The organism is Parasphingorhabdus sp. W113, from assembly GCF_055693205.1.
Map to the genome: position 1 here is coordinate 2242591 of NZ_CM146328.1, position 24661 is coordinate 2267251.

General features: G+C 57.6%; 23 protein-coding genes. 5 read left to right on the forward strand and 18 right to left on the reverse strand.

Going from position 1 to position 24661, the window contains the following annotated elements; all coding sequences use genetic code 11:
* Nucleotides 1–32: 32 nt before the first annotated feature.
* Genes ACZ1GS_RS10790 through glmM form a run of 5 tightly spaced genes read right to left on the reverse strand, consistent with a single transcriptional unit; the run spans nucleotide 33 to nucleotide 3112 of the window.
* On the reverse strand, nucleotides 33–602 hold the full coding sequence (locus ACZ1GS_RS10790) for a ribonuclease HII (RefSeq protein WP_472695191.1): 570 nt from the start codon (nucleotides 600–602) through the stop codon (nucleotides 33–35).
* Nucleotides 595–1344, reverse strand: a complete 750-nt coding sequence (thiD, locus tag ACZ1GS_RS10795) for a bifunctional hydroxymethylpyrimidine kinase/phosphomethylpyrimidine kinase (RefSeq protein WP_472695192.1) — start codon at nucleotides 1342–1344, stop codon at nucleotides 595–597. The genes ACZ1GS_RS10790 and thiD overlap by 8 nt, the downstream gene beginning before the upstream one ends.
* A complete protein-coding gene (locus ACZ1GS_RS10800; RefSeq protein WP_472695193.1) occupies nucleotides 1341–1535 on the reverse strand; it encodes a hypothetical protein in 195 nt (64 codons plus the stop codon). The genes thiD and ACZ1GS_RS10800 overlap by 4 nt, the downstream gene beginning before the upstream one ends.
* A gap of 9 nt (nucleotides 1536–1544) precedes the next feature.
* Nucleotides 1545–1772, reverse strand: coding sequence for a DUF1272 domain-containing protein (locus tag ACZ1GS_RS10805; protein WP_472695194.1), 228 nt, complete (start codon nucleotides 1770–1772; stop codon nucleotides 1545–1547).
* A complete protein-coding gene (gene glmM / locus ACZ1GS_RS10810; RefSeq protein ID WP_472695195.1) occupies nucleotides 1772–3112 on the reverse strand; it encodes a phosphoglucosamine mutase in 1341 nt (446 codons plus the stop codon). Before glmM ends, ACZ1GS_RS10805 begins: the two co-directional genes overlap by 1 nt.
* Nucleotides 3113–3216: 104 nt before the next feature.
* On the opposite strand from glmM, the gene ACZ1GS_RS10815 reads away from it, so the two are divergent.
* Nucleotides 3217–4608 (forward strand): alanine/glycine:cation symporter family protein, encoded by a 1392-nt coding sequence (locus ACZ1GS_RS10815; RefSeq protein ID WP_472695196.1) that lies wholly within the window; start codon nucleotides 3217–3219, stop codon nucleotides 4606–4608.
* Between the two features lie 13 nt (nucleotides 4609–4621).
* A complete protein-coding gene (locus ACZ1GS_RS10820; protein WP_472695197.1) occupies nucleotides 4622–5614 on the forward strand; it encodes an aldo/keto reductase in 993 nt (330 codons plus the stop codon).
* Nucleotides 5615–5616: 2 nt separating this feature from the next.
* On the opposite strand, the gene ACZ1GS_RS10825 is transcribed toward ACZ1GS_RS10820, so the two are convergent.
* The 3 genes from ACZ1GS_RS10825 to ACZ1GS_RS10835 are packed head-to-tail and all read right to left on the reverse strand — an operon-like array spanning nucleotide 5617 to nucleotide 9947.
* Nucleotides 5617–6912 (reverse strand): amidohydrolase family protein, encoded by a 1296-nt coding sequence (locus ACZ1GS_RS10825; RefSeq protein WP_472695198.1) that lies wholly within the window; start codon nucleotides 6910–6912, stop codon nucleotides 5617–5619.
* On the reverse strand, nucleotides 6909–8315 hold the full coding sequence (locus tag ACZ1GS_RS10830; protein WP_472695199.1) for an amidohydrolase: 1407 nt from the start codon (nucleotides 8313–8315) through the stop codon (nucleotides 6909–6911). The genes ACZ1GS_RS10825 and ACZ1GS_RS10830 overlap by 4 nt, the downstream gene beginning before the upstream one ends.
* Before the next feature lie 36 nt (nucleotides 8316–8351).
* Nucleotides 8352–9947 carry a peptide MFS transporter gene (locus ACZ1GS_RS10835; protein ID WP_472695200.1) on the reverse strand — a complete coding sequence of 532 codons (1596 nt, stop codon included), beginning with the start codon at nucleotides 9945–9947 and terminating at the stop codon, nucleotides 8352–8354.
* A gap of 161 nt (nucleotides 9948–10108) precedes the next feature.
* Here ACZ1GS_RS10835 and ACZ1GS_RS10840 point away from each other — a divergent pair, with 161 nt between their 5' ends.
* Both ACZ1GS_RS10840 and ACZ1GS_RS10845 read left to right on the forward strand, forming a co-directional pair.
* A complete protein-coding gene (locus ACZ1GS_RS10840; RefSeq protein ID WP_472695201.1) occupies nucleotides 10109–10699 on the forward strand; it encodes a nitroreductase family protein in 591 nt (196 codons plus the stop codon).
* Between the two features lie 80 nt (nucleotides 10700–10779).
* Nucleotides 10780–11124: a GntR family transcriptional regulator gene (locus ACZ1GS_RS10845; RefSeq protein WP_472695202.1), complete on the forward strand. Its 345-nt coding sequence runs from the start codon at nucleotides 10780–10782 to the stop codon at nucleotides 11122–11124.
* Nucleotides 11125–11142: 18 nt separating this feature from the next.
* On the opposite strand, the gene ACZ1GS_RS10850 is transcribed toward ACZ1GS_RS10845, so the two are convergent.
* The 5 genes from ACZ1GS_RS10850 to ACZ1GS_RS10870 all read right to left on the reverse strand — a co-directional run bounded on the left by ACZ1GS_RS10850 (nucleotide 11143) and on the right by ACZ1GS_RS10870 (nucleotide 19555).
* Complete coding sequence (locus ACZ1GS_RS10850; protein ID WP_472695203.1) at nucleotides 11143–13161, reverse strand: tetratricopeptide repeat protein; 2019 nt, start codon at nucleotides 13159–13161, stop codon at nucleotides 11143–11145.
* A 3-nt stretch (nucleotides 13162–13164) separates the two neighbouring features.
* Nucleotides 13165–14544 (reverse strand): PEP-CTERM-box response regulator transcription factor, encoded by a 1380-nt coding sequence (prsR, locus tag ACZ1GS_RS10855; protein WP_472695204.1) that lies wholly within the window; start codon nucleotides 14542–14544, stop codon nucleotides 13165–13167.
* A gap of 1 nt (nucleotide 14545) precedes the next feature.
* Nucleotides 14546–16642 carry an XrtA/PEP-CTERM system histidine kinase PrsK gene (prsK, locus tag ACZ1GS_RS10860; RefSeq protein ID WP_472695205.1) on the reverse strand — a complete coding sequence of 699 codons (2097 nt, stop codon included), beginning with the start codon at nucleotides 16640–16642 and terminating at the stop codon, nucleotides 14546–14548.
* A gap of 1 nt (nucleotide 16643) precedes the next feature.
* Nucleotides 16644–18032: a TIGR03013 family XrtA/PEP-CTERM system glycosyltransferase gene (locus ACZ1GS_RS10865; RefSeq protein ID WP_472695206.1), complete on the reverse strand. Its 1389-nt coding sequence runs from the start codon at nucleotides 18030–18032 to the stop codon at nucleotides 16644–16646.
* 131 nt (nucleotides 18033–18163) lie between these two features.
* Nucleotides 18164–19555, reverse strand: coding sequence for a helix-turn-helix domain-containing protein (locus tag ACZ1GS_RS10870; RefSeq protein ID WP_472695207.1), 1392 nt, complete (start codon nucleotides 19553–19555; stop codon nucleotides 18164–18166).
* Nucleotides 19556–19872: 317 nt separating this feature from the next.
* On the opposite strand from ACZ1GS_RS10870, the gene ACZ1GS_RS10875 reads away from it, so the two are divergent.
* On the forward strand, nucleotides 19873–20244 hold the full coding sequence (locus ACZ1GS_RS10875; protein WP_472695208.1) for a hypothetical protein: 372 nt from the start codon (nucleotides 19873–19875) through the stop codon (nucleotides 20242–20244).
* Between the two features lie 33 nt (nucleotides 20245–20277).
* Here ACZ1GS_RS10875 and ACZ1GS_RS10880 read toward each other — a convergent pair whose 3' ends face one another.
* From ACZ1GS_RS10880 to ACZ1GS_RS10900, 5 genes are all read right to left on the reverse strand, one after another.
* Nucleotides 20278–20871: a DUF3501 family protein gene (locus ACZ1GS_RS10880; protein ID WP_472695209.1), complete on the reverse strand. Its 594-nt coding sequence runs from the start codon at nucleotides 20869–20871 to the stop codon at nucleotides 20278–20280.
* Between the two features lie 2 nt (nucleotides 20872–20873).
* Nucleotides 20874–22214 carry a (Fe-S)-binding protein gene (locus ACZ1GS_RS10885; protein WP_472695210.1) on the reverse strand — a complete coding sequence of 447 codons (1341 nt, stop codon included), beginning with the start codon at nucleotides 22212–22214 and terminating at the stop codon, nucleotides 20874–20876.
* Between the two features lie 108 nt (nucleotides 22215–22322).
* Nucleotides 22323–22742, reverse strand: a complete 420-nt coding sequence (locus ACZ1GS_RS10890) for a rubrerythrin family protein (RefSeq protein WP_472695211.1) — start codon at nucleotides 22740–22742, stop codon at nucleotides 22323–22325.
* Nucleotides 22743–22904: 162 nt separating this feature from the next.
* Complete coding sequence (locus tag ACZ1GS_RS10895; protein WP_472695212.1) at nucleotides 22905–23306, reverse strand: hypothetical protein; 402 nt, start codon at nucleotides 23304–23306, stop codon at nucleotides 22905–22907.
* Between the two features lie 4 nt (nucleotides 23307–23310).
* A complete protein-coding gene (locus ACZ1GS_RS10900) occupies nucleotides 23311–24639 on the reverse strand; it encodes an amidohydrolase (RefSeq protein ID WP_472695213.1) in 1329 nt (442 codons plus the stop codon).
* Between the last annotated feature and the right edge of the window lie 22 nt (nucleotides 24640–24661).

The window sequence follows — 24661 nt, forward strand, 5'->3', positions numbered from 1 at the left end:
CTCGATTGCGCGTGGAATTGAATTAATTGCGATTACAGCAAATTCAGCTGCGCAATCGGCGCAAAGCTAGTCCGGTGGAGCGGCGTGGGACCATATTTGTGCAACGCCGCCATATGTTCGGCGGTGCCATAGCCCTTGTTGCGTTCCCAGCCATAGTGGGGATAGCGTTCGGCTGCGGCAATCATGATCCGGTCGCGATATTCCTTTGCCAGTATCGAAGCCGCTGAAATGCAGGGATGAATCGCGTCACCGCCGATGACCGCCTCCGCTGAATAGTGCCATGACGGCAGCCGGTTGCCATCCACCAGCACATGGCCCGGCACCGTGGTTAACCCATTGACCGCCCGGCTCATGGCGTGCATTGTCGCCTGCAATATATTCAGAGAATCAATCTCCGCTTCACTGCATAAAGCAATAGAATATATTGTTTTTTCTAATATCTCTTCTTCAAGTTTCTGGCGCTTTTTCGCTGTCAGTTTCTTGCTGTCATCCAATCCCGCTATGCCATGATGGGCCGGCAGGATCACTGCCGCTGCGACCACTGGCCCGGCGAGCGGCCCCCGGCCGGCTTCGTCGACACCGGCAACTTGCGGATCACTCATGGGCGGGAATTCCCATTGGTCCGTGCCCTGCGCCATAGCCGGGTGCGGCTTGCAGGCTCGCGCGGACATAGTCCCGCGCAGCCGCGATGGCATCTTCAAGCGTATCGCCTGACCCGAGATAGGTCGCGATGGCGGACGACAATGTACAACCGGTGCCGTGACTGTGCCTGGTATCAATACGCGCGCCTTCCCAGCGCGCGATCTCGCCATCCGCGCCGACCAGACGATCGGTCAGGATCGCCCCTTCTCCATGACCGCCCTTAATCAGGAACAGTGACCCGAGAGCTGCAATGGCCTCTTCTCCACCCAGTTCTGCCAACTCATCAAGATTGGGCGTCACAACCATACTGTGGTCGATAATCGCGCGGAACGCCGAGATCGTCTCGACATCGGCCAGCCGCGCACCACTTGTGGCCACCATGACCGGATCGAAAACAATCGGGATATTCTTGCAGTCAGCGACAAAGGCAGCAACCACCCGGGCATTTTCCGGTGATCCGAGCATGCCGATCTTGATCGCATCGACACCAAAATCATCGCAAACCGCGTCAATCTGGGCTTTGAGCAATTCCGGCGGCGTGACCTGCACGGCCGAGACCCCCAGACTGTTTTGCGCGGTAATCGCCGTCACGGCGGTCATCGCATGGCCGCCCAGACGGCTGATTGTCCGGATATCCGCCTGGATACCGGCCCCGCCGCCACTGTCAGAACCCGCGATCGCCAGAATACGGGGACAGCTCATGCAAACCCGAAAAACAGCCAGACTACGCCGAGAAACAGAATGAAATCGGCGATCACAATTCCGAGGATCAGCGCCTTGCGGTTTTGCAGGAACCAGTCGGGCGCAAGCAGCCGGATCGCCAGGCCAATGGCGACGGGAATGAACAAGGTCATGATCACAATGGCCGCCAATATCGCGAAAAAACTGCCCATATCGCTATCCTATCCTTTATATTTTGAGATTGTTGACGCTGGATATTTTTCCAGCAAGGCCGCCGATCGCACGGGCCGGACCACCAGATTACCGCCGCAATTGGGGCAAATATCGTGATGCTTGGATCGGTTGCAGTCGATGCAGAACGTACATTCGAACGAACAGATCAGCGCACCCGGCTCGGATGCGGGCAAATCCTTGCCACAGCTTTCACAGTCCGGGCGCATTTCGAGCATTAGCGCGCCACCGTTGCAACCACGTCGCAAATCCGGTCGACGATCGTGTTGACCTGATCGCTATTATCCCCTTCCGCCATCACCCGGATCAGCGGTTCGGTGCCAGACGGGCGAATAACAAGACGGCCGACGCCGTCCAATTCCTTCTCGGCCTCGGCGATCACCGCCTGGACCTGGGCGTCTTCCAAAGGCGCGCCGTTGGAATAGCGGACATTCTTCAGCAATTGGGGTACCGGGTCGAACAAATGGAGCAATTCACTTGCTGGCCGGCCGCTTTCCACAAGTTCGCCCATGACCTGCAACGCGGCGACGGTCCCGTCGCCGGTGGTGCCATGATCGAGCAGGATCATGTGGCCGGATTGTTCGCCACCGACATTAAATCCACCCTTTTTCATTTCTTCCAGAACATAGCGATCGCCAACCTTGGATCGGACCAGATCGAGTTTTTTCGACGTGAGATAGCGTTCGAGACCGAGATTGGACATGACCGTAGCCACAATGCCGTCGCCGCGGAGCAGGCCGTTGCGGCTCCAGCTTGTCCCGATCAGCGCCATGAGCTGGTCGCCGTCGACTATCTTGCCCTTTTCATCGACCACGATCAGCCGATCGGCATCGCCATCCAGGGCTATGCCGACATGCGCACCGCTGGCCACAACAGTTTCCTGCAGCGCGGCGACATCGGTTGATCCGCATTTATGATTGATATTCTTGCCATCAGGATTGACACCGATGGTGATCACTTCTGCACCCAGCTCCCAAAAGGCCGAGGGCGCGACCTGGTAAGCGGCGCCATTGGCACAGTCGACAACGATCTTGAGCCCGTCCAGCCGGATATGATCGGGCAACGACATTTTCACCGCGTGAATGTAGCGGCCCTTGGCATCTTCAAACCGTTTGGCCCGGCCAATATCTTCCGCCGGAGCCAGTTGGACTTCTTCGGACAAATAGCTTTCAATCTTCAACTCATCCGCGTCCGACAGTTTGAATCCATCCGGCCCGAACAGCTTGATACCATTATCATCATAGGGATTGTGGCTGGCCGAGATCATGACGCCGAGATCTGCGCGCATCGAACGGGCGAGCAAAGCCACGGCGGGGGTTGGCATCGGACCAACTTGCACCACATCCATGCCGACGCTGGTAAAGCCGGCGACCAGCGCATTTTCCATCATATAGCCCGAAAGCCGGGTATCCTTGCCAATCACCACCCGATGCCGGTGATCCCCGCGCATGAAATGACGGCCAGCGGCCTGCCCCACTTTCATCGCGATTTCTGCGGTCATCGGGTGCGTGTTGGTGCGCCCGCGAATGCCGTCCGTTCCAAAAAATTTCTTCGTCATATCCTACCGATCAAAAAATATCGCGAGCGCGTTCAGGAAATAAAATTTGGTTCCGGCAGAACCTTACACTAGGCACTGTGAAGTCCAAGGGGGATTACGCGTCGATGATAGATTTTTTGAGTGTGCAGATTGGTAATGTCGCGGCACTGGTTTTTTCAAAAATACCCTTTTTCGGCGCTGAAATCCCTTGGATCGTGCTCTGGCTGGCCGTTCCGATGATCATGTTCACATTGTGGATGGGCTTCATCAATATCCGCGCCCTGCCCCTGTCGCTCCGGATTATCCGCGGCCGCTATGATGATCCCAGTGCGCCGGGCACCATTTCCCAGTTTTCCGCGCTGACCACCGCGCTTTCCGGAACCGTCGGACTGGGCAATATCGCGGGCGTCGCGATCGCCATCGCCACGGGCGGTCCCGGCGCGGCCTTCTGGATGTTCATCATCGGCTTTTTCGCCATGACGCTGAAATGCGTCGAAGTCACGTTGTCGCTGATGTTTCGCGAAGTCGACCCGTCCGGAGCGGTGCGCGGCGGACCGATGTACAGCCTGAAAAATGGCTTCAAACAGAAAGGCTGGCCCAAACTGGGGCTGTTCCTCGGAGGTCTCTATGCGCTGCTGACCATCTTCATCGCCATTCCGATGGTGCAGGTGAACCAGAGCCTCGCAACGGTCAGCGAAGTGTCGGGGTTCCGCTCCACGTTCGACAACAACCTCACTTTCGGGGTCATCATGGCCTTTTTTGTCGGGCTGGTGGTGATTGGCGGCGTCAAATGGCTCGGCCGGGTTACATCGATCATGGTGCCGCTGATGGCGCTGGTCTACCTGTTTGGCGTTCTCGCCATTATCGCGGTCAATTTTGCCCAGATACCCGAAGCGATCGCCTTGATCGTCAGCGACGCCTTTTCCGGAGAAGCCGCCGCCGGTGGCATGATCGGGGCTTTCATTGTTGGCATGCAGCGAGCGGTCTATTCTTCCGAAGCCGGCGTCGGAACAGCGGCCATCGCCCACAGCCAGGCCCGCACGCATGACCCGGCCTCGGAAGGCATTGTCGCGCTGCTGGAGCCGATGCTTGATACCGTGATTATCTGTTCGCTTGGCGCCATCGCGATTGTCCTGGCGGGCACATGGCAAGGCGCGGATCAGGATATCCGTATTACCGCCACCGCCTTTGCACAGATTTCGGACTGGCTGCCCTGGCTGCTCACCATAGCGGTGCTGCTCTTTGCTCACAGCACCCTGTGTTCCGTTGGATATTACGGCTTGCAAGCCTATGAATATCTGGTCGGCAAGGGCAAGATCCGGTCGCTGATCTACAAGATCATCTATATCGGTATCTTGCCGGTGGGCGCCTTGCTGGAGATCGCAACCGTCATCGATCTTGTCGACAGCGCCTTCTTTCTGGCTTCGATACCCAATGTTATCGCCCTTTATCTCTTTGCACCAGAGATCAAACGCGAGCTATATGGATATCTGAAGCGCCAGTCAGAGCAAAATTAGCCGGAGAAGCACGATGAAATATCGCAAATTAGGCGAGGAACTCGAAGTATCTGCCCTCGGCCTTGGCTGCATGCCGATGTTTGGCATTGGCAGCGGCATGTACGGACAGGCCGACATGACTGAGAGCCTCGCCACCCTCGATCGTGCGATCGAACTGGGTGTGACCTTTTTCGATACCGCCGAAGTCTATGGCCCCTACAAGAATGAGGAGCTGCTTGGTCAGGCGATCAAGGGTCGCCGTGAACGCCTGATCATCGCCACCAAATTCGGATTTGACCTGTCCAATCCGGGCAAGATCGGTACCAATTCCTCTCCCGAAAATGTCCGCCGCGCCTGCGAAGGCTCGCTCCAGCGGCTCGGCATTGACGTGATCGATCTGTTTTACCAGCACCGGGTTGATCCGGATGTGCCGATCGAGGAGACGGTCGGCGCGATGGCGCGGCTGGTCGAGGAAGGCAAGGTCCGCTATCTCGGATTGTCCGAGGCCGGTGCCGACACGCTGAAACGCGCCCAAGCCACCCATCCGATCGCGGCCTTGCAATCGGAATATTCGCTCTGGGAACGCAGTATCGAGGAAGAGATTCTCCCGCTCTGCCAGGATCTCAATATCGGCTTCGTGCCGTATAGTCCGCTCGGACGCGGTTTCCTGACTGGCCAAATCACCAGCCGCGATGACCTTGATCCTGATGATTATCGCCTGCGCGATCCCCGCTATTCGGAAGAAAATTTTGACCAGAATCTCAAGCTGGTTGACGTGGTCAAGGATGTGGCTGAACGGCATGGCTGCTCACCGGCGCAAATCGCGCTGGCCTGGCTGATGGCCCAGGGAGACTTCGTGGTACCGATTCCGGGATCCAAGCGCCGCGCCACGCTGGAAGACAGCATGGCCGCGGTCGATGTCAATCTGGTGGACGCCGATCTGGATCAGCTCGAAAAAGCCGCTCCGGTAGGCGGAACCGCGGGGCCCCGCTATGGCGACGCGATGATGGCGATGGTCAGGCTCTAGCCCTAGCGGTCATACGCCTTTGGCAAAGCCCCGGGCGTCGGATTGCGATAGCGTTCGCGGAGCCGTTCCTGGCGGTTGGACAGCGATTGTTCAACTCCGTCGATAATCACGGTGGATACCTGTGTCGACAACTCGAGCGGATCGCCGGTCCAGATGACCACATCACCCCGGCGCCCTGCTTTCAACGAACCGAGCTGCGCGCCCATGCCCATAATCTCTGCTGGCTTGGAGCTGATCGCTGCAAAAGCTTCATCCCAAGTCAATCCCGACGCACCGGGGACCTTGCCCAGGGCCACCAGATTGCCGGCATATTGCGGAGAGTAGCGCAGCTGATGCGCGTCGCGGTCATTGATCATGCCGATCGCAACGTCCACGCCAGCACGCTTCATGCGCCCGATATTCGACTGGGTCGCCGACAACGCTTCAAATGTATAGGGCAAATCGTTGAGCGCAGAGGCCAGCACCGGAACCTTGGCAGCCGCAATCGCATCGGCTACGCGCCATCCCTCACTCGCGCCGACCAGCACCAGCTTCAGCGCCGGAAAATCCTTGCGCAGATCAAGCACCTTGAGAATGTCATTGGCGCTTTCGACATGCACCAGCAGTCTGGTCTGGCCATTGATCACTGGCAACAGTGCCTTGGCATCGGCTGCCTTGAGCAAGTCTGTATCAAAACTGGCGGGACTGCGCGCATAGGTCCGCGCTTCCGTGAGCAGCGAGCGGAACAGGATATGCGCGGCGGCGCGGCTTCCGCCCGCCCGGCGATGGCCGGTTTCCCCAAGCTCGACAAACTGAAATGCGCGGGCCTTGGTGATCGGATTGCGGTCCTGCCCGAGATCAACAATCGCACCATAGCCGCCGAAAATAGAATCCGCCGTGCTCGGCGAAACCACCGCCCGGGTGACCCCTGCGGCGCGGTTGACCGCCATCGGAGCGGCGAAGGGATTGACCGCATATTGCACATCCAGCGCCGCCGAAAAGACCGAGCCCGAGGCATTGGTGTCATTGGTGGCGCGCACCGCGCCAACCTCGACCAGGCCAACCCGGCTGAAGCCGGCGAAGATACCCGGCGTCACCCATTTTCCGCTGGCGTCGATCTGGCGGGCATCGGCGGGGACCGCGACATTCTGTCCAGCCGCGACAATCCGGCCATTGCGAACGACAACCGTCGCGCCATCCATCGGCGCGCTGCCATCACCGATGACAAGCTTGCCGCCGGTAATCGCGATGGTTTCTGCAGCAGCGGGTGTTGCGATCAGCGCGAGCGCCGAGACGCAGAGAGCGGTCAAATGCTTCATTTCACATCTCCTTCACCGGGCTGTCCGAGTTCAAAATCACTGACCGGGCGGCGCTTCGGATCGCTGCTGTCATAGAGCATGGCGCCATCGACCCAGACCTTGTCCGGTCTTGAGTAGACGCTGAGCGGATTGCCGTTCCACAACACAACGTCCGCCATTTTGCCGGTCTTCAGGCTACCGGTCTGATCGGCAATGCCCATCGCCTTGGCCGGATTATAGGTGATCCATTGAATGGCTGTCGCATCGCTGATCTCGATGCCCATCGCGCGCCCATCACTTTGGGCCTTGGCGGCTTCCTGATTGAGCCGCTGAATCTGGTTTTCATCGTCGGAATGGATGACCACGCAAGCGCCCGCCTGCTGCAGCAACGCGGCATTTTCCGGGATCGCGTCATAGGCTTCCATCTTGAAGCCCCACCAGTCCGCCCAGATCGCCGAACAAATCTCTTCCTTGGCAAGAATATCGGCAATTTTGTAGCTTTCCACAGCGTGATGGAAGGCGGTGACTTTATAGCCGAATTCCTTGGACATATCGATGATCTGGTTGAGCTCATCCGCACGGTAGCAATGGTTGTGGACCAGAATGTCGCCATCGAGCACTCCGACCAGCGTTTCCATCGCCAGGTCCCGCTTGGGCGGTTTGCTGCCCTTCATTTTCTTGCGGTAATCCTGGGCATTGATCCAGGTCTGGCGGTTCAGCGACAGACTGCCCATGCGCGTCATCGGTTTGCGATTGCGGCCGCCATAGACCCGCTTGGGATTTTCTCCGCAGGCCATTTTCATGCCATAAGGCGCATCGGGAAATTTCATCGCCTGAACGGTGCGCGCCGGCACGTTCTTCAGCGTCACAGACCGGCCGCCGAATAGATTGGCTGAGCCAGGCAGGATCTGCAGCGCGGTGATGCCGCCATTGGCCAGCGCCCGGGAGAATCCTGGATCCTGCGGCCAGACACTATGCTCGGCCCAGACTTCCGGCGTCACCGGCGAGGTGACTTCATTGCCGTCGCTATGCGCGGCCACGCTGGGGGTCGGATAATCGCCCAGATGGCTGTGAATATCGATAATGCCCGGCGTCACATATTTGCCGGTGCCGTCAATGACAACGGCATCTGCCGTGGCCATGGCCGCGTCGGTCCCGACCGCGTCAATCTTGCCGTCCGACATCATGATCGTGCCATTGTCGATCCGGCCCCCCTCACCATCAAAGATCGTCACACCGGTGATGATCGTCGGCCGCGAGGGATAAGGCGCATAGGTAGACGGAAAGGCATCGCCGTTACGCGCGCTTGTGGAATCCGAGGATGAAGAGGAAGCACTGGCGGTTCCGGTTTCCGCAGCGGTTGCCGCACAGCCAGTGGCCAGGGCTCCGGCAGCAACCGCCGCCAGCAATGCTTTCAACTCCATATTCCTACCTTTCAATTGCGCTTCATTCCTAATCCTTCAGGATTTGGTCGAGGGATGAATACCAGCGGCGGCCGGTTCACCCAGCTCCCGCTGCCCTTCAAGTTCATCGCCGGCATCGTCATCCTGCAATGTGTCCAGATGCATCAGCTTCTTGATGAACGGAGAAATGACCAGCACGAATATGCCAACGCCGACGGCGACCAGACCAACCGTCCAGTAGACGTCCAGAACAACCTGTTTGCCGGCTTCTTCGCCAACACCCTCGGCACCGGTTGCCGAAGCAATCAGGCCAGCTGCGAAATTGCCGGTCGCCGATGCAAAGAACCAGGTGCCCATGATCAGGCTGGCCATATGCGCCGGAGCAAGCCGGTTCATCGCCGAGAGCCCGACCGGAGACAGGCAAAGCTCACCAGTGGTGTGCAACAGATAGATGAGGAAAATGAAGATGACCGGCGTGGCGTTTTCCAGACCAGCGGATTGCGCGCCCCAGACCAGAACCAGAAAGCCCAGACCCACCTGGATGACACCAAGTCCAAATTTGAACGGTGCCGAAGGCTCTCTGCCCTTGCGCCCCAGAACCGTCCATGTCGTAGCGAACAATGGCGCCAGCAGGATAATGTAGATGGCGTTGATCGACTGGAAGGTCGAAGCCGGAACACCCGCCCGATCGACATGGCGGTCGGTAAACAGATTGAGCGAAGAGCCCGCCTGTTCAAACAAGGCCCAGAAAATAATCGATGTCAGAATGAGGAACAAGGCCGCAAAGATGCGATCACGCTCTTCCGAGGACAATTTGGTCACGGCTGTGAACAGAACATAAAGCACCAGTCCGCCACCAAAAATCGCCAGAACATAGCCGACCATGTCCTGGAACTGAATCGCGAGCCAGCAAAGGCCGACCATCGCAATGCCGGCAATATACATCCACCATTCGAGTTTCAGACCGGCAACCGGCTGTTGCAATTTCACCGGATCAGGGGCTTCCCCGCGGCCGAGCAGCAATGGCTTGCCCCAGATAAAGACCAGCAGTCCGAGCAGCATGCCAATGCCCGCCAGGCCAAAGCCATAAGCCCAACCATATGTTTCGCCAATATATCCGCAAAGCAGTGAACCCAGGGCAGCGCCGAGATTAATGCCCATGTAGAAAATCGTGTAGGCCCCGTCCCGACGGACATCCGTGCGGGGATAGAGTTGGCCAACGATGACCGAAATATTCGCCTTCAGAAAGCCCGACCCGACAATGATCAGTGCCAGCGCGAGCCAGAACACGCTGATGATCGGATTATCGGAATGGCCAAGCCCGGCCTCCCCTTCAAATGCCATGAAGAAATGGCCCAGCGTGAGCAGCACGGCGCCGAACAGCACCGCCTTCCTCTGCCCTAAATACCGATCAGCCAGATAGCCGCCAACCACTGGGGTGATATAGACCAGCGCGGTATAGGCGCCATAGATGATCCCGGACTCGCTGTCCGAAAAAAGCCAGTGCTTGGTGAGATAGAATATCAGGAGGGCGCGCATGCCGTAGTAGGAAAAACGTTCCCACATTTCGGCAAAGAACAGAACGAACAACCCTTTGGGATGTCCCAGAAACGTTCCGGCTGCATCGCCGGATTCTTGATACGCGCTAGCCATTACAACGGCCTCCCTAGTAGTGATCGGGACTGTCTACCGCAGTCCAGTTGAACGGCACCCTAATCAAAATTGATCGCAAGTGAAGCAGATTGTTACAATGTTGAGCAGTTTATCCACAAAAGGCGCTTGCATTTGCAAGCCGGGGAACCGAGATATTTGGGATGTTCAATGACCTATCCCAGCTCGACAGCTATCTTGCCACCCGCCGTTCGTCCCGCCCCCGCGATATGGTGGCACCCGGCTTGGGCGACGACGATATTCGCGCGGTTGTCGAAACCGCCTTGCGGACGCCCGACCATGGCAAGCTGGCGCCGTGGCGGGTCATTTCGGTTGCGGCCGACCAACGCGACAGTCTCGCAGAGGCAATAACCCGGGCTTATAAAAACGAAAAACCGAATGCCGGACGACTGGAAATCGAAGCGCTCGACACCATGGCCCATCTTGCGCCAACATTGCTGGTTGTTCTCGCCAGTCCGGTTCAGTCAACCAAGATTCCGCAATGGGAACAGGATCTTAGTTGTGGGGCTTTTTGCATGAACCTGTTGCACGCGATCCATGCGCGCGGCTTTGTCGGGGGCTGGATCACCGGATGGCCGGCTTATAATGACGCCGTGCGCGACCTCTTCGGCCAGGCGCCGGATCGTATTGCCGGCTTTCTCTTTGCCGGCACGGCGGGCAGCGAGCTGGCCGAGCGCGCCCGGCCTGATCTCGGTACAATATTGCGCACATGGGAAGGCCCGGCACCGCAATAGATGGTATCTATTGGAACTAAATAACAGAAAAATAAGTGTTATCCCTTGCCTGCATCGCTGTATTATGGCAGTGAAGCAGCATGAACAATCAAAGCAAACCTGTCTATTTGAAATTGCGGGACATTATCGCCGAATCGATTCTCGATGGCGAATATAGCGAAGGCGACATGCTCCCTTCGGTCCGTGCCTTTGCCGTTGATCAGGGCGCCAATCCGCTGACGGTCGCCAAAGCCTATCAAGGGTTTCAGGAAGAAGGCCTGGTGACGGTCAAACGGGGCGTCGGCATGTTCGTCGCCACCGGCGCCCGGGCCAAATTGCGTGATGCCCAGCGCGCGGACTTCATCAAAAATGTCTGGCCGCCCGTGGCGCGCCAGATGAAACGGCTGGATATCCGGCTTGATGAACTGCTGGAGAACGATGCCTGAACCAGGCATGTTATCCGCTCAGCTTTTCGCGGTTTTTTCAGTTTCCTTCAGCGCAGCCAGCGCTCTTTGCAGGCTACGGCGATAAGTCGCGTTCTGCGGCCGGATGGTGACCGCCTTGCGGATCAGGTCCGCGGCATCCTTGATCCGTTTGCCATCGGCGAGCAAGGCCAGACCATAGAGATGCGATACAACCGGACTTGACGGCTGCACCCGGTAGGCGATGCGCCCTGCCCTGATCGCCTTTTCCGTCTGACCAAGCCCGGTATAGGCCTGTGCAAGTCCCGCCATGATCAGCGAGTCATTCTCGCCCAGTCGATCCCGCAGGTTTTCCAGGATGCGGCTGGCGACCGCCCAGTTTTCGGTTTCAAGATGGGCATAGGCCATCCACCGCAAGCCGGCGACATTGCTGGGATTATAGCGCAGAAACTGGGCAAGCACCTCACCGGATTCCTGCAAGGCGCCTTTCGCCCGCAAGGCTTCAATCATGCGCAACATGACCGGTTCGGAAAAACGGATCTGGCGGGCTTTTTCCAGCGCCGCGAGCGCTGCGTCATAATCTCCGCGCGCCATCGCCGTATCGGCGACGAGAATATGGGCATCACTCGCTCCGGGATTGCCATTCTGCAATCGCCGCGCCTGCGCAAAGGCCGCCGCGAAATCACCGCGATCGTAAAGCGCCCGGATCAGCGGAATGACAACCCGCGCATTGTTGGGCGACCGGCCCGCTTCGGCTTGCAAGACCGACAGTGGCGCATCCGGCGCGAAAGCCGCTTCCTTGCCGACATCATGGCGGGCCGCCCGGTTGAGCAGACCCACGGCTTCTCCACGCGCATCAAGGGATTCAAGCGCGCGGCCAGCCAGCCACAAGGCATAGGGTTCGGCGCCGCTGCGACTGACCTGCGGCCGCAGCACGGCGAGTGCTTCGCTGGCATCACCGGCCAGATAGAGCGACCGCGCGAGCAGATTCTGGGCCTGCAGATTCTGGGGCTGCATCGCCACCAAACGGCGGAATTTCTCAACCGCAATATTATAATTGCCATCACCATGGGCGATGATCCCCTGCAGCAGCAGGACCGCCGGAACCTGATCCAGCTGCCCCTCGGTCTTCTGCATCAGCGTACGCGCCAGATCATAACGACCGGCGCGCGCTGCCAGAACCGCCTGCATGAAAAACGCGCGCGGGTTGCGGCCATCCAGCGAGAGGATCTTGCGGGCGACGATCAGCATCTCGCTCATCCGGCCCATATCGCCGAGGGTCGCGCCATATTCGGTCAACAGGCCAATATCATTGGGATCGATTTGCAGCGCCCGCTCAAACCAGGGCAAGGCAGCCGCGAGACCAAATTGAAACCGCAGCAATTCCCCGCGATATTGCAGCGCCCGGATATTGTTCGGTTCCAGCTTTACCGCTTCGTCTACCGCAGCAATGGCGCCGGACTGGTTGCCCGATCCAGCCCGAAACCGGGCGATATCAACCCACAGGTCGGCGCTGTCCGGCTCCAATTGGATCGCCCGATCAAAGGCCTGAGTCGCCAGCGCATCATCTCCGGTCTGCAGGCCTAACCGTCCCAATATGCGCGCTGCATAGGCTTGATGTTCGCTCGGAATATCATCGGCGAAAAGCTCTGCCTTGGCTTTGTTTGATTGCCCCTGCATCTGCATCGCATGCCCCAGGAGATGCCGGATGCTGGACGCTTCCACGCCCAGTTCCAGCGCCCGACGCAATTCCGCTTCGGCGCCGACCCCATCGAACAGCTTCAGCAATATTTCAGCCTGGAACACCCGCGCCGCGGGCCATTGCGGATCCTGTTTGATGGCGTTCATCAATTCGATTCTCGCCGATCGAATATCGCCGCCCGCACTATGCGTCTGGGCTTTCGCAAAAGCGCCGCGCGCGTCTGCATTGCCTTCGCTTGCAGCGTGCAGGGCTGACGATATGCCAATGAGCAAGCCAATCACGACCGCAACCGTCAGGATCGGTTTTTTCCGCCGATTCTGCCTGTTGCGGCCCAGAGTCTCGCGAAAGCGCGCGCGCATGGCTTAGCTCGCCTGCTGCAACTGATATTGTTTCAGCAAATCATAAAGCGTCGGCCGGCTGATCCCGAGCAATTTTGCTGCGTTGGAGATATTGCCATCGGTCTGCGATATCGCGCGGATGATCGCGGCCCGGTCAGCGGCTTCCCGAGCGGCCTTGAGGTTGAGCAGATCCTTGCCCTCACCGTCATCATTGTCGAGATCGAGGTCTTGCGCGACAATCATCTTGCCATCCGCCATGATCACCGCGCGTTTGATACGGTTTTCCAGTTCGCGGACATTGCCCGGCCAGTCCCAGGCTTCCAGCGCCGCCAGCGCATCGGGTGCCAGTCCCTTGACCGCGGGATTAATCTCTTCGGAAAATTTCTTCTGAAAGTGCCGCGCCAGCAAACTGGCATCGCCCGAGCGTTCGGACAATTGCGGGATCTTGATGACAATCTCGGCAAGGCGATAATATAGATCTTCGCGGAAGCTGTTTTCCGCGATCATCGCCTCGAGATTCTGATGGGTGGCACAGACGATGCGGGTATCCACCGCAATCGCCTTGCGGCCACCGATCCGTTCGATCACGCGCTCTTGAATGAAGCGCAGCAATTTGACTTGCAGCGGCAGCGGAATATCGCCGACCTCATCGAGGAAAAGCGTCCCGCCATCGGCTTGCTCGATTTTGCCTTCGGTAGTCTTGACCGCACCGGTAAAGGCACCTTTTTCATGGCCGAACAATTCGGATTCGAGCAGGTTTTCCGGTATCGCGGCGCAATTGATCGCGACGAAGGATTTCTCCCGGCGGTCGCTGCTGTCATGCAGCCCGCGCGCCAGCAACTCCTTGCCAGTGCCGCTCGCGCCCAGCAACATCACCGAAGCATTGGTATTGGCCACGCGCTCGACCATTTGTGCCACTTTCAGCATTTCCGGCGCGCCGGTTATGATCTGGCCGAGCACCCGATTGCCTTCCTGCTTGGCCGACAATGTGGAATTTTCCAGCTCCAGCTTGCGCACATGAAACGCCCGGCGGACAATCAGCCCCAGCTCGTCAATATCAACCGGCTTCTGGTAAAAGTCCCACGCGCCATTGGCGATGGCCCGCAGCGCGCTCTCTTTTTCGCCGTGGCCGGATGCAACGATTACTTTGGTGTCGGGTTTCAGGCTGAGGATCGCATCCATGGTCGCAAAGCCTTCGGTCGTGCCGTCCGGATCCGGCGGCAGTCCGAGATCGAGCGTGACCACATCCGGCTCTTCCGAGCGCAGCAAATTGATCGCCGTTTCGCGATCACCCGCGATCAGGACTTCAAAATCCTCATAAGCCCATTTCAACTGTTTCTGCAGCCCCGGATCATCCTCGACGATCAACAGTTTCTCTGGTTTTGTCTGACCCTGATCAGCCATGTTATGCGGCCCTTTCATCTTCAATATTGTCTTCGGTCAATTGGCTGGCGAGCGGCAGGATCAAGGTAAAGCGGCTCCCCGCCCCTTCCTTGCTCTCCGCTTCCAGTCGGCCACCCATGGCCATGGCGAGAGATCGCGCTTCATAGGCTCCGATCCCGAACCCGCCGTCCTTGCTGGACGCAAATGGTTTGAACAGCTGGCTGCGCATGAATTCACTCGACATGCCGACCCCGCGATCAATCACTTCTATAGCCACGCTGAGGTCGCGGCGGCGGGCATTGATCAGGATCGGTTGTCCATCGCCACTCGCATCAATGGCGTTCTGGATCAGGTGACCCAGAATCTGGTCGACGCGCGGCGGATCCGCCATCGCAGTCAGATCATCAATCTGGTTGCTCTCAATCGCATGGAGAAGTCGCTTTTTCTGGATGATCGACTGGAGCAGATCCGCGACTTTCACGGGCTTGGGCTCTTCCGGCTTCGCCTTGTTATGCTGAGACAGGCGCGCCAGCAGCCCGTTCATTTTGTCCGCAGAATCCTGCAATGTAGACACCATGTCCGCCTGAAATTCAGGATTGTCCGCATGGCGCTGGGCATTGCGGGCGAGCAGGCTGAGCTGGCTCACGAGATTTTTGATATCATGCATGATGAACGCCATGCGGCGATTAAACTCGTCAAAACGCTGGGCTTCCGACAGGGATTCCTGACTGCGCGCTTCGGCCAGATAACTGGCAACCTGCCGCCCAACGACGCGCAGCATGTCAAAATCCTCCCAGTCGAGCGTACGATCAATCCGCGGGCGGGCCAGCAGCACAATGCCGGCCAACCGGTCGAAATGAACCAAGGGCACCGCCGCCCAGGTCATGGGATCATTGGTCATCCACTCGGGAATCGCGTGCGCCTCGCACTGGTCATCTTGCTCCGCGCGCAGCGCGTCAAATTCGATGATATGACCGGTTTGTTCAAAAAACGGCACCGTGCGCGTGGTGCAGGCGCGGGCCGGAACCTGGATGGTTGGCCAGTTCCAGCGCGACTGCAATTCCAGCCGCCCCGCATCATTGGGCATCAACAAAATACCGGCGGGAGAATCCGTGATATCGGCGAGCGCTTTGACGACCCGCTCATGAAACGGCGCACTGTCCTCCCCTGGCCGACCGATCGTATCGGTAAAGCGAATCCATTCCGCGCGATAATCATAGCGATGCTGGAAAAAATGCTTGGCCAGCTTGACCTTGAACCAGGCGCGGAATTTTCCGGATGGCAGCAACAGCAGGGCGGCGATTGATGTTCCGAACAGGAAACTGATCTGCGCCAGACGAGCATAGTCGCCGCCAATGATCTGCAGCGCGGTCGCGATAACGATCATCATCAGCAAATAGCCGCCAATGGCCACCAGCGACAAAGAGCGAAAGGCCACACTGCGAGACAATTTCAACTGCCATTCGCTGTTGCGCGCCGACGCCAGTGCCATGATCGGGGCAACACAGGCCATAGCCGGGCCACGCATCGCCGACAGTTCAACCGGTTGTTGCTGTGACAGATAGGTGATCGTGTACAGATTGAGATCGTAGGTCCAGATTGCTGCCAACGAAGCCATTGGCAAACGGATTCCCCATCGGGTTTCTGCCGCGGAAATCGAGTAGAGATTGTGGACGAGAACCAGTCCACCAACGGAAAACAACATCCGCAGCAGCAAGGCAGTATAAGTCGCCATCCCACTCAACCGCGGGCTGCCTTCAAACACCGGGATAAGGGAATCCACCACCATCTGCCCGATCAGAACCAGGGCCAGGAACAGATAGATGACAAAAACCGCGCGCGGTTCGTTGCGCCCTTCTCCGGTGCGCAGCAAAATGAACATGAAGGTCAGCCAGCCAAGATTGCGGAGTGATTCACTGAAATTCGCAATCGGCGACGCGGCGCCTTCAACAGTTACGGCGAGCCCCCAGAAGCTGGTCAGCGCCAATGCAACGATCATCGAAATCTGGGTATTGTTGCGGTCAGTGTCACGCTGCACCTGCCAGATGGTCAACGCGCCAAATAGCGCCGCGGCAATGCCATGCCCCCATAGACTGATTTGCGACAAAATCTGTTCCATCTCAGCGCACTCCTTCCGGCCACAACACCACCCGAATGGTTTGCAGCAGGATCAATATGTCGAGAAACGGTGTGTAATTTTTGGCGTAATAGAGATCATATTCCAGCTTGTGCCGGCTGTCCTCGATCGAGGCGCCATAAGGATAGTTGATCTGGGCCCAGCCGGTAATGCCCGGTTTGACCATATGCCGTTCGGCATAATAGGGCATTTTGGTTTGCAGATCGTCGACAAATTGCGGGCGTTCGGGACGGGGGCCGACGAAGCTCATCTCGCCCTTGAGCACGCTCCAGGCCTGCGGCAGTTCATCAATCCGCACCTTCCGGATAAAATTGCCCACGCGGGTGATCCGCGGATCATTTTCACTGGCCCACACCGCTTCGCCCGGTATCTCGGCATCGGCACGCATCGAGCGCAGTTTCAATATGCTGAATTTCTGACCATAGAGCCCGACACGTTCCTGTTTGAAAAAGGCACCACCGCGGCTTTCCAGCTTCACCAGCAAGGCAAATAGCAGGATGATCGGTCCTGTCAGCAAGAGCAAGGCAAGGCTGAGGAAGACATCAAAGCTGCGCTTGAACATCGTCGATATCCGGCGGCCGGAAGAAAAGCCGTCCGAGAAGATGAACCAGCTCGGATTGACACTGTCGAGGTCCACCCGGCCGGTTTCACGCTCGAGAAAGCTCGACATGTCGTTGACATGAACCCCGGTGGTCTTGATCGTCAGCAAATCGGCAACCGGCAGCGAGTTGCGGCGTTCTTCGAGCGCCAGCACAACCTCGCTGACTTCAAGATCAATGACATGTTGCGGCAGATCCTTGATGGCGGTCCGTTTGACCGCTTCCTCAACAATCGCCGGACCCTCGTTCATATCGACAAAGCCGGCGATCAGAAAACCGCTCTCAGATTTGGCAGCCAGTTCCATGATCCGTTTTGCGCGCGGACCGGCACCAAGAATGAGCAACCGCCGCTTGAACACATTGATGTCGAGCATCGCGCCAAGCAATGCGCGGACCGCCAAAAGCATGATGATCGCCAAAACCATCGCGTAGAGCGAATTGGACCGCCATAATGTAATGCCCGGCATGATGAACGCCATCAGCGACAGGAAAATCACCCCGAGGGATATCGCGACCAGAATACGGGCCGCTGCAAAGCGCAGGGATTGGAGCGATTCCGTGCCATAGACCCCGACCGAAATCAGCGCCACTTCGAGCGCAATTGCAAAACTGATGATCGGCGCGGGGCGGTCGAATATCGAGCCAACGACCATGTCAATCTGGTTCGCCCGCAGGATCCAGCTGAGCTCGGCCGCAAGACCCAGCAGCAAAATATCCAATAGCCCCAGAAAAAGGACCGGATAAGGTATATAATGTTTGAACAGCCTGATCATGAAACGCGCAGTCTTTCCATAGTGCACGCGTGTGATAGTTAAAAATCGTAAGCTGTCGGTTAATTTTACACCCTATCAGCAAAAAAATCCTGAAAATTCACTGGAATGTTCAATTATCCGACAGTCTTCGCTCAGTCTTGCACGATCCCGTACGGGGTCAAGCCGCGCTCATTGTCGTCAAACAGCAATGTGCGGTTCTTGGGTGGCGATGATCGCTGGGCGCAACCGGGACGGGTGCAGGCCGGACAGCCCAGACCGATGGGTTCCGCATGCGCGTGGGCGATATCCAGATCGCGGGCGTGGAAAAGCGAGCCAGCGAGATCTGCCGACAAGCCCAGTCCGATCGCGAATTCAGCACTAAATCCTCCAATACCTGCGCCGATCCCCTGTACCGTCCGTGACAATGTCACCCAGCGGCTGGCATCCTCAAGCACGACCAGTTGCGCCTGGATGTCCTGCGGTCGTTCAAACGCCCGATGAATATTCCATTTGGGACAGCGATGGGCGCTCTCGACCAACGCGGCATTACTGGCGCCGGAAAAACGCTTGGACACCAGACCGGACCGATCAATCCGCAGCATGAAAAACGGCAATCCGCGCGCACCAACCCGTTGCAGCGTGGTCAGGCGGTGCGCAACTTGCTCAAAACCCGCCCCGAAGCGCCGCATCAGGACCGGCAAATTATAGCCCGTTTGTTCGCAGGCCCGCAAAAAGCGGACATAAGGCATCATCAGCGCCGCCGCGAAATAGCCGCATAAGTGCCGGCGATAGAGCTGTTCCGCCGTCGCATCCTCAAAAAAGCCACCCGTGGTCAGCGCATCAATTTCACTCTGCGCCTCCATCTGGCCCAGCAATATCGCGGTTTGGAACGTCCGGGATGCCGGATCGAGCATTTCCGACAGCTGCAACTGCCGGGCATGCAGATCCAGCCGCCGCAATTTGTCTTCGAGAACCGATTCCGGCAAAATCCGGACCATGATCTGATGCTTGACCCGCAATCGCTCGGTCATCGCGTTATACAGATCCGCCGAACCCAGCCGCAATTCATCCGCCAGTTTTTCAGCCATGGCATCGAGATCGGCAAAATGATTGCGCCACCGCTCAATCTCTTTCCGCGCCAGCGCAATCGACTCGATGATGCGGTGATCATCCAAGCCTTGCGTGGTGGTGCGGCTGTCAAACAGCTTGGCGAAAGCCTCGGCCGCGTTGGGCGCGACGCTCAGCCAGTCTTCGAGCTCGGTGCGGTCAATCTCGATGGCGTCGAACAGCGGATCGGACAAGCGGCGGCTGATTCCGCTCACGCCGCCTCCGGGCTCCGCCGCAACCAACTGCCGGGGATCAAAATCGAACCGGTCGGCGAGCAGCAGCATAAGCCGCGCACTGACCGGGCGCTGGTTGCGTTCGAGCAAATTGAGATAGCTTGCCGAGATATCCAGCGCCGTTGCCAGCGCGATCTGGGTCATCCCTGCGCTGCGACGAAGGCGCTTGATCGCCGCGCCGGCAAAGAGTTTTTGATTGGCCATATCTCGACGAAGGTATGTAAATATATTTACAATATGACAAGATATTTTTAGGCAATATGCTAGATTTACACGCTTATTGTAAATTACTGCGTGTCACCGCGACGGTCTTGCCTTATCGACAAAGGAAAGTTTCCGGCCTTTTGAGGCCCATTTATCCAGTTTTCCTGGGGAGGAAAAGCTATCCGCCGAAGCCCATTTGCCTGGGTTTTCGGCGGATTTTTTTGATCGGGTGCAAGCCCGAAAATAGCCCTCGTAAGGGTATCTTAACGCTCATCAGCTAACGCCCGGGTTCCTCTTTTTTACTTTTGGTGTCCGTCATGATCAAGCAAGCAGGCCTGTTGATATTATCCGTTGGCGTACTGGTCTATTTCATTGCACCAGTCGACGAGGAACCCGAGCCCAAGCCTGTGGTTGCGGAAGCCCCGAAAAAACCGGCTCCCGCGCCGGTTGACGATAGCTGGGGCGATGATGAAGCGGATGGCGAATTCGTCTTCGGCCAACCGCTCGGCTATAGCGAAGACGCGGAATCAACCTATGCGGTCGGCGATGACGTCGAAGCGGCGGAGCGAGCGGTTGCCAGACCGGCGGCGCCGTCATCTTATGCGGGTGCCACGAAACGCACCGGACCAAAACGGCGCGGCGGCCCCAACGGCCCGATTGATCTCACACCACCAGGTGGTCGCAAGTAACAGTTACAGGATGGCACCCCATCCTGGTCCGCTTTAGTCGAGATCGCGGGTCATGTCGCGGCGGCATTCGTCGCCGATAATCGCGGCATGGCCGTAATTGGGATGATCAATCTGGATCATCGTCTGACCCTCTCCGCTTTTCCACGCCTGAACCTGCTCTGCAGTCAACGGGAAGTGGAGAAACTGAACCGCACTGGCCTTGCCGTCCGCGCGAGTCCGGTCGATATCCTGTTCCGGTTCCGCCGTGATCTTGTGATCGCCAATGACGAGATGGATATGCTGATCGACCCCGCCCAGCGTCTTTAAAAAAGCCGTGCGGCGCTCTTCCTCGTCAATCTCGAACATCAGGGTCCCGGTAAATTCCGCGCCGTTCGGGATCATCGGGTTGTAAGCCGCCAGCTCGTCGACCAGCTGCTCATCGCCGCCTTTTTCAATGCGCAGCATTTCCTGAATCTGCAGCCACATGCTGTCCCAGCTTTCAAACTGAATCGTCGCATAAGGACCGATGGCGAGGCGACGAAATTTCTTGCGCAAGATGCTTTCCTGGCGCTTTTCGTTGCGGATCAGTTCATAGTCGCTGAGCGCAATAATATCGTCTTTGGTTATGACATGTTCGTCACGCGGCATCGTTATTTTCCTTCAAATCCATAAGCTTTGGCAAGCAATTCAATCGGATGGCCGATCCGTTCCGGCACTTTCGCCTGATTGCCCATTTCCATCACCTGCTTGAGATGCGGTCCCGCCAGTGGACATTCACTGACCATATAATCGGGATCACCCTTGGCCAGCGCGCGGGCCGCCGGCCGACCAACTTTGACGGCCTTGTCAAAATTCTCTTTGAAAATGCCCCATTTGCCGCCGTGACCCGAACACCGTTCAGCAATAGTCGGCTTGGCGTCCGGAATCAGCTTCAGCATCTCCATCGCCTTCGGCCCCATATTCTGGGCGCGGCTGTGACAGGCAAAGTGAATGCCGATCTGGGCCTGCATCGGCTCGATCGGCATGACACCGGTATCCTTGGCCAGTTCCACGACATATTCGCTGAGATCCCGAGTCGCCAGGGCGAGTTTCTTAATCGCTTCATTGTCGGGCAGGATCAGCGGCCATTCAAACTTCATCATCAACGCGCAACTGGGCGTCAGAGCCACGACATCGAAACCTTCGTCGATCAGCGGCGCGAAATGGGCAGCCACTTTCTCTGCGGTTGACGCCACTTCCGGGATGTTGCCATTTTCCAGTTGCGGCATGCCGCAGCAGGCGGGATATTCCACGCGGGTTTCCACCCCGTTATGGGACAAGACATCCAGGGCTGCTTTGCCCGAAGTCTGATCGTTGAAATTACCATAACAGGTGGCATAAATCGCCGCCTTGCGACCGAAGGCAGGCCCGGCTGCATTGGCCACCGGGCCGTGACCGGGATGCTTGTGGGTCAGCGGTACATCTTCAAATTCTGGCAGATGCGCGCGCTTGTCGATTCCCGCGACGGTTTCGAGCATGCCGCGCGTGGTTCCGTTATCTTTTTTCGTCGCCCAGTTGGCAGCGTCCGCAAACACGCCGGCGACCTTTGCGTTGCGGTCGATTTTCGCGAGCTGCTTGTCGACCATCCCGGTCTTGCCTTTGCGATGTTCAACCGCCCGATGGCGCAGCATCAGATGCGGGAAATCGAGATCAAATTCATGCGGCGGGACATAAGGGCATTTGACCATGAAGCACATGTCACAAAGCGTACAGGCATCAACGACCTTGGCCATGTCATCGGCGCTGAGATCCTCGACCTCTTCATTGGGGCTCTCGTCGATCATATCGAACAATTGCGGGAAACTGTCGCACAGGTTGAAGCAGCGACGACAGCCATGGCAGATGTCAAAAACGCGGCGCAGCTCGCTGTCGAGCGCTTCCTCGTCGTAAAAGGACTCTTCCTGCCAAGCGATAGGGTGGCGCGTCGGAGCGTCGAGACTGCCTTCTTTCATGACATTATCCAATTCGGCGACGTTGAGGGGTAAGATAGCAAGGAAAGTGCCGTGACCTATCTCCGAAACAGAGAGCAATCACGGCACTTTCTATTCTGTCAGAACAGCTTAAGCGTCCATTGATTCCAGAGTCTTCTGGAATTTACCGGCATGGCTTTTCTCAGCCTTTGCCAGCGTTTCAAACCAGTCTGCAATCTCGTCAAACCCTTCTTCACGGGCGGATTTCGCCATACCGGGATACATGTCGGTATATTCGTGGGTTTCGCCAGCAATGGCCGACTTCAGGTTGTCTTCGGTGCTGCCAATCGGCTCACCAGTTGCCGGATCGCCAACTTCTTCGAGAAACTCGAGATGGCCATGAGCGTGCCCGGTTTCGCCTTCTGCGGTGGACCGGAATACGGCAGCCACATCGTTATAGCCTTCAATGTCGGCCTTCTGGGCGAAGTAGAGATAGCGCCGGTTAGCCTGGCTTTCGCCAGCAAAAGCGTCTTTCAAATTCTGTTCTGTTTTGGATCCTGCGAGTCCCATGGTCTTCTCCTTTGATGAAATGAACATATTCTAGTGCCGAAAAAGTGAATCGGCCTGGCACCTAGATACGCCGATTGCGCGCCAGTCTCCATTCGATTTTTTGATCATAGTTGATCAAGAAAAACGATTATATTTCTGCAACTTATTCGCAATAGCGATAAGTCAGGGGCAGCGCTTCATTTCATATTTGTCGGGTGCGATGGCGAACACAAACCGATCGGGAGAAGCCACTGCGACCGGACCTTCCATCTGAAAACGACCACCGGCCTCTCCGGTTTCTTCATCCACCGCGAGATCAGTCAATTTCAATAGCAGTACATCGCCATCCCATTGCCAGGTGCCGATCAGATCCTCGGACACAAAATTGCCGCCGCCAATCATCGTCCAGTTGGACGGCTGGTCACAGGTCTCTTCGGCAAACGCCCAGCGCCCTTCAAAATAGCTGCTGTCGACCGCAACGGACAGATTATCCGCAGGCTCCGCAACCTGTCCATTGGCCGCCAACAGCAAGCCCGCCATGACGGCCAGACCGCCACCAGCTGAGGAACTTGCCGATAGCGTCATGGCTTCAGCCGCCGTTTTTCATCAGCTGCAACGCGGCAGCGGTTAAAGCTTCGGCGCCGGTGGCCACCACTTTCTCTGCATCCGGCGCCCACAGGGGACTGTGCAGGGACGGCAGTTTCTTGCCATTTTTCTTCGCGTCCTGATATTCTGCCATAGGCACGCCTCCGACCCAGAAAATCATGCTTTTAATCGATTCATCCGCCCGGCGAAAGCGGCTAAAGTCCTCGCCGCCCATGACTGGCTTGGATTGCACCACCCGCGCCTTGCCAAAGCGGGTTTCAAAAAGCTTGGCCATCTCCCGAGTGAATTCGGGGCTGTTATAGGTGGACGGCGTAAATTCGTCGTCGCGCACCCGCACCGTCGGCATGCGATCCTCGGGCAGACCGGCGGTCACCGCCTCGCCTTTGGCGATACGCTTGATGCCATCGAGCAACTTGGCCCGGGTTTCGTCCGAATAACTGCGCACGGTAAGCAACAGGTTCGCCTTGTCCGGAATGATATTATGCTTGAAGCCAGCCTGGAAGCTCCCGACCGTCACCACTGCAGGGTCTTGCGGATCAATTTCACGGCTGACCAGAGTTTGCAGCGCGCCCACGATGCGCGAGGCAACGACGATGGGATCCTTGGTGGTGTGCGGATAGGCGCCATGGCCGCCAACACCTTTGACTTCGATATCGACGCTATCGACATTGGCCAGCGCATAGCCCGGGGCATAGCCGATAAATCCAGCGGGCGCACCGGCAGCGTCATGAAAGGCGAGCACATATTCCGGTTTCGGAAAACGGGTATAGAGCCCGTCTGCCAGCATCGCTTTGGCCCCCTCGCCGGTTTCTTCGGCCGGCTGCAGGATCATCACCAAGGTGCCCGACCACTGGTCCTTGCGGGCGACCAGTTGGCGGGCAGTGCCAACCCAGCCCGTCATATGGGTGTCATGGCCACAGGCATGCATCACGCCGGTATCATTGCCTTCGCGGGTTTTCGCTTTGACTTTTGACGCGAACGGCAAGCCGGTTTTTTCAACCAGTGGCAGCCCATCCATGTCCGCGCGAATCATCACGGTTGGCCCCGCCCCGTTTTTCATGACGGCGACAACACCAGTACCGCCGACATTTTCGGTGACATCAAAACCGAGGCGCCGGGCCTCTTTGGCAAGCTTCGCTGCGGTCTGGACTTCTTCGCCGCTCAGTTCCGGATTGGCATGCAGGTCGCGGTAAATTTCCATCAGTGATGGCAAATCCGCCTGAATGGCTGCGTTCAAATCATCTGCCCGCGCCGCCGTGCTCCAAAGCATGGACGTTGCCATCATCGCGATGGCCGTCGAAATCTTGCGCATAATATCCCCTGTTCAATGCTAC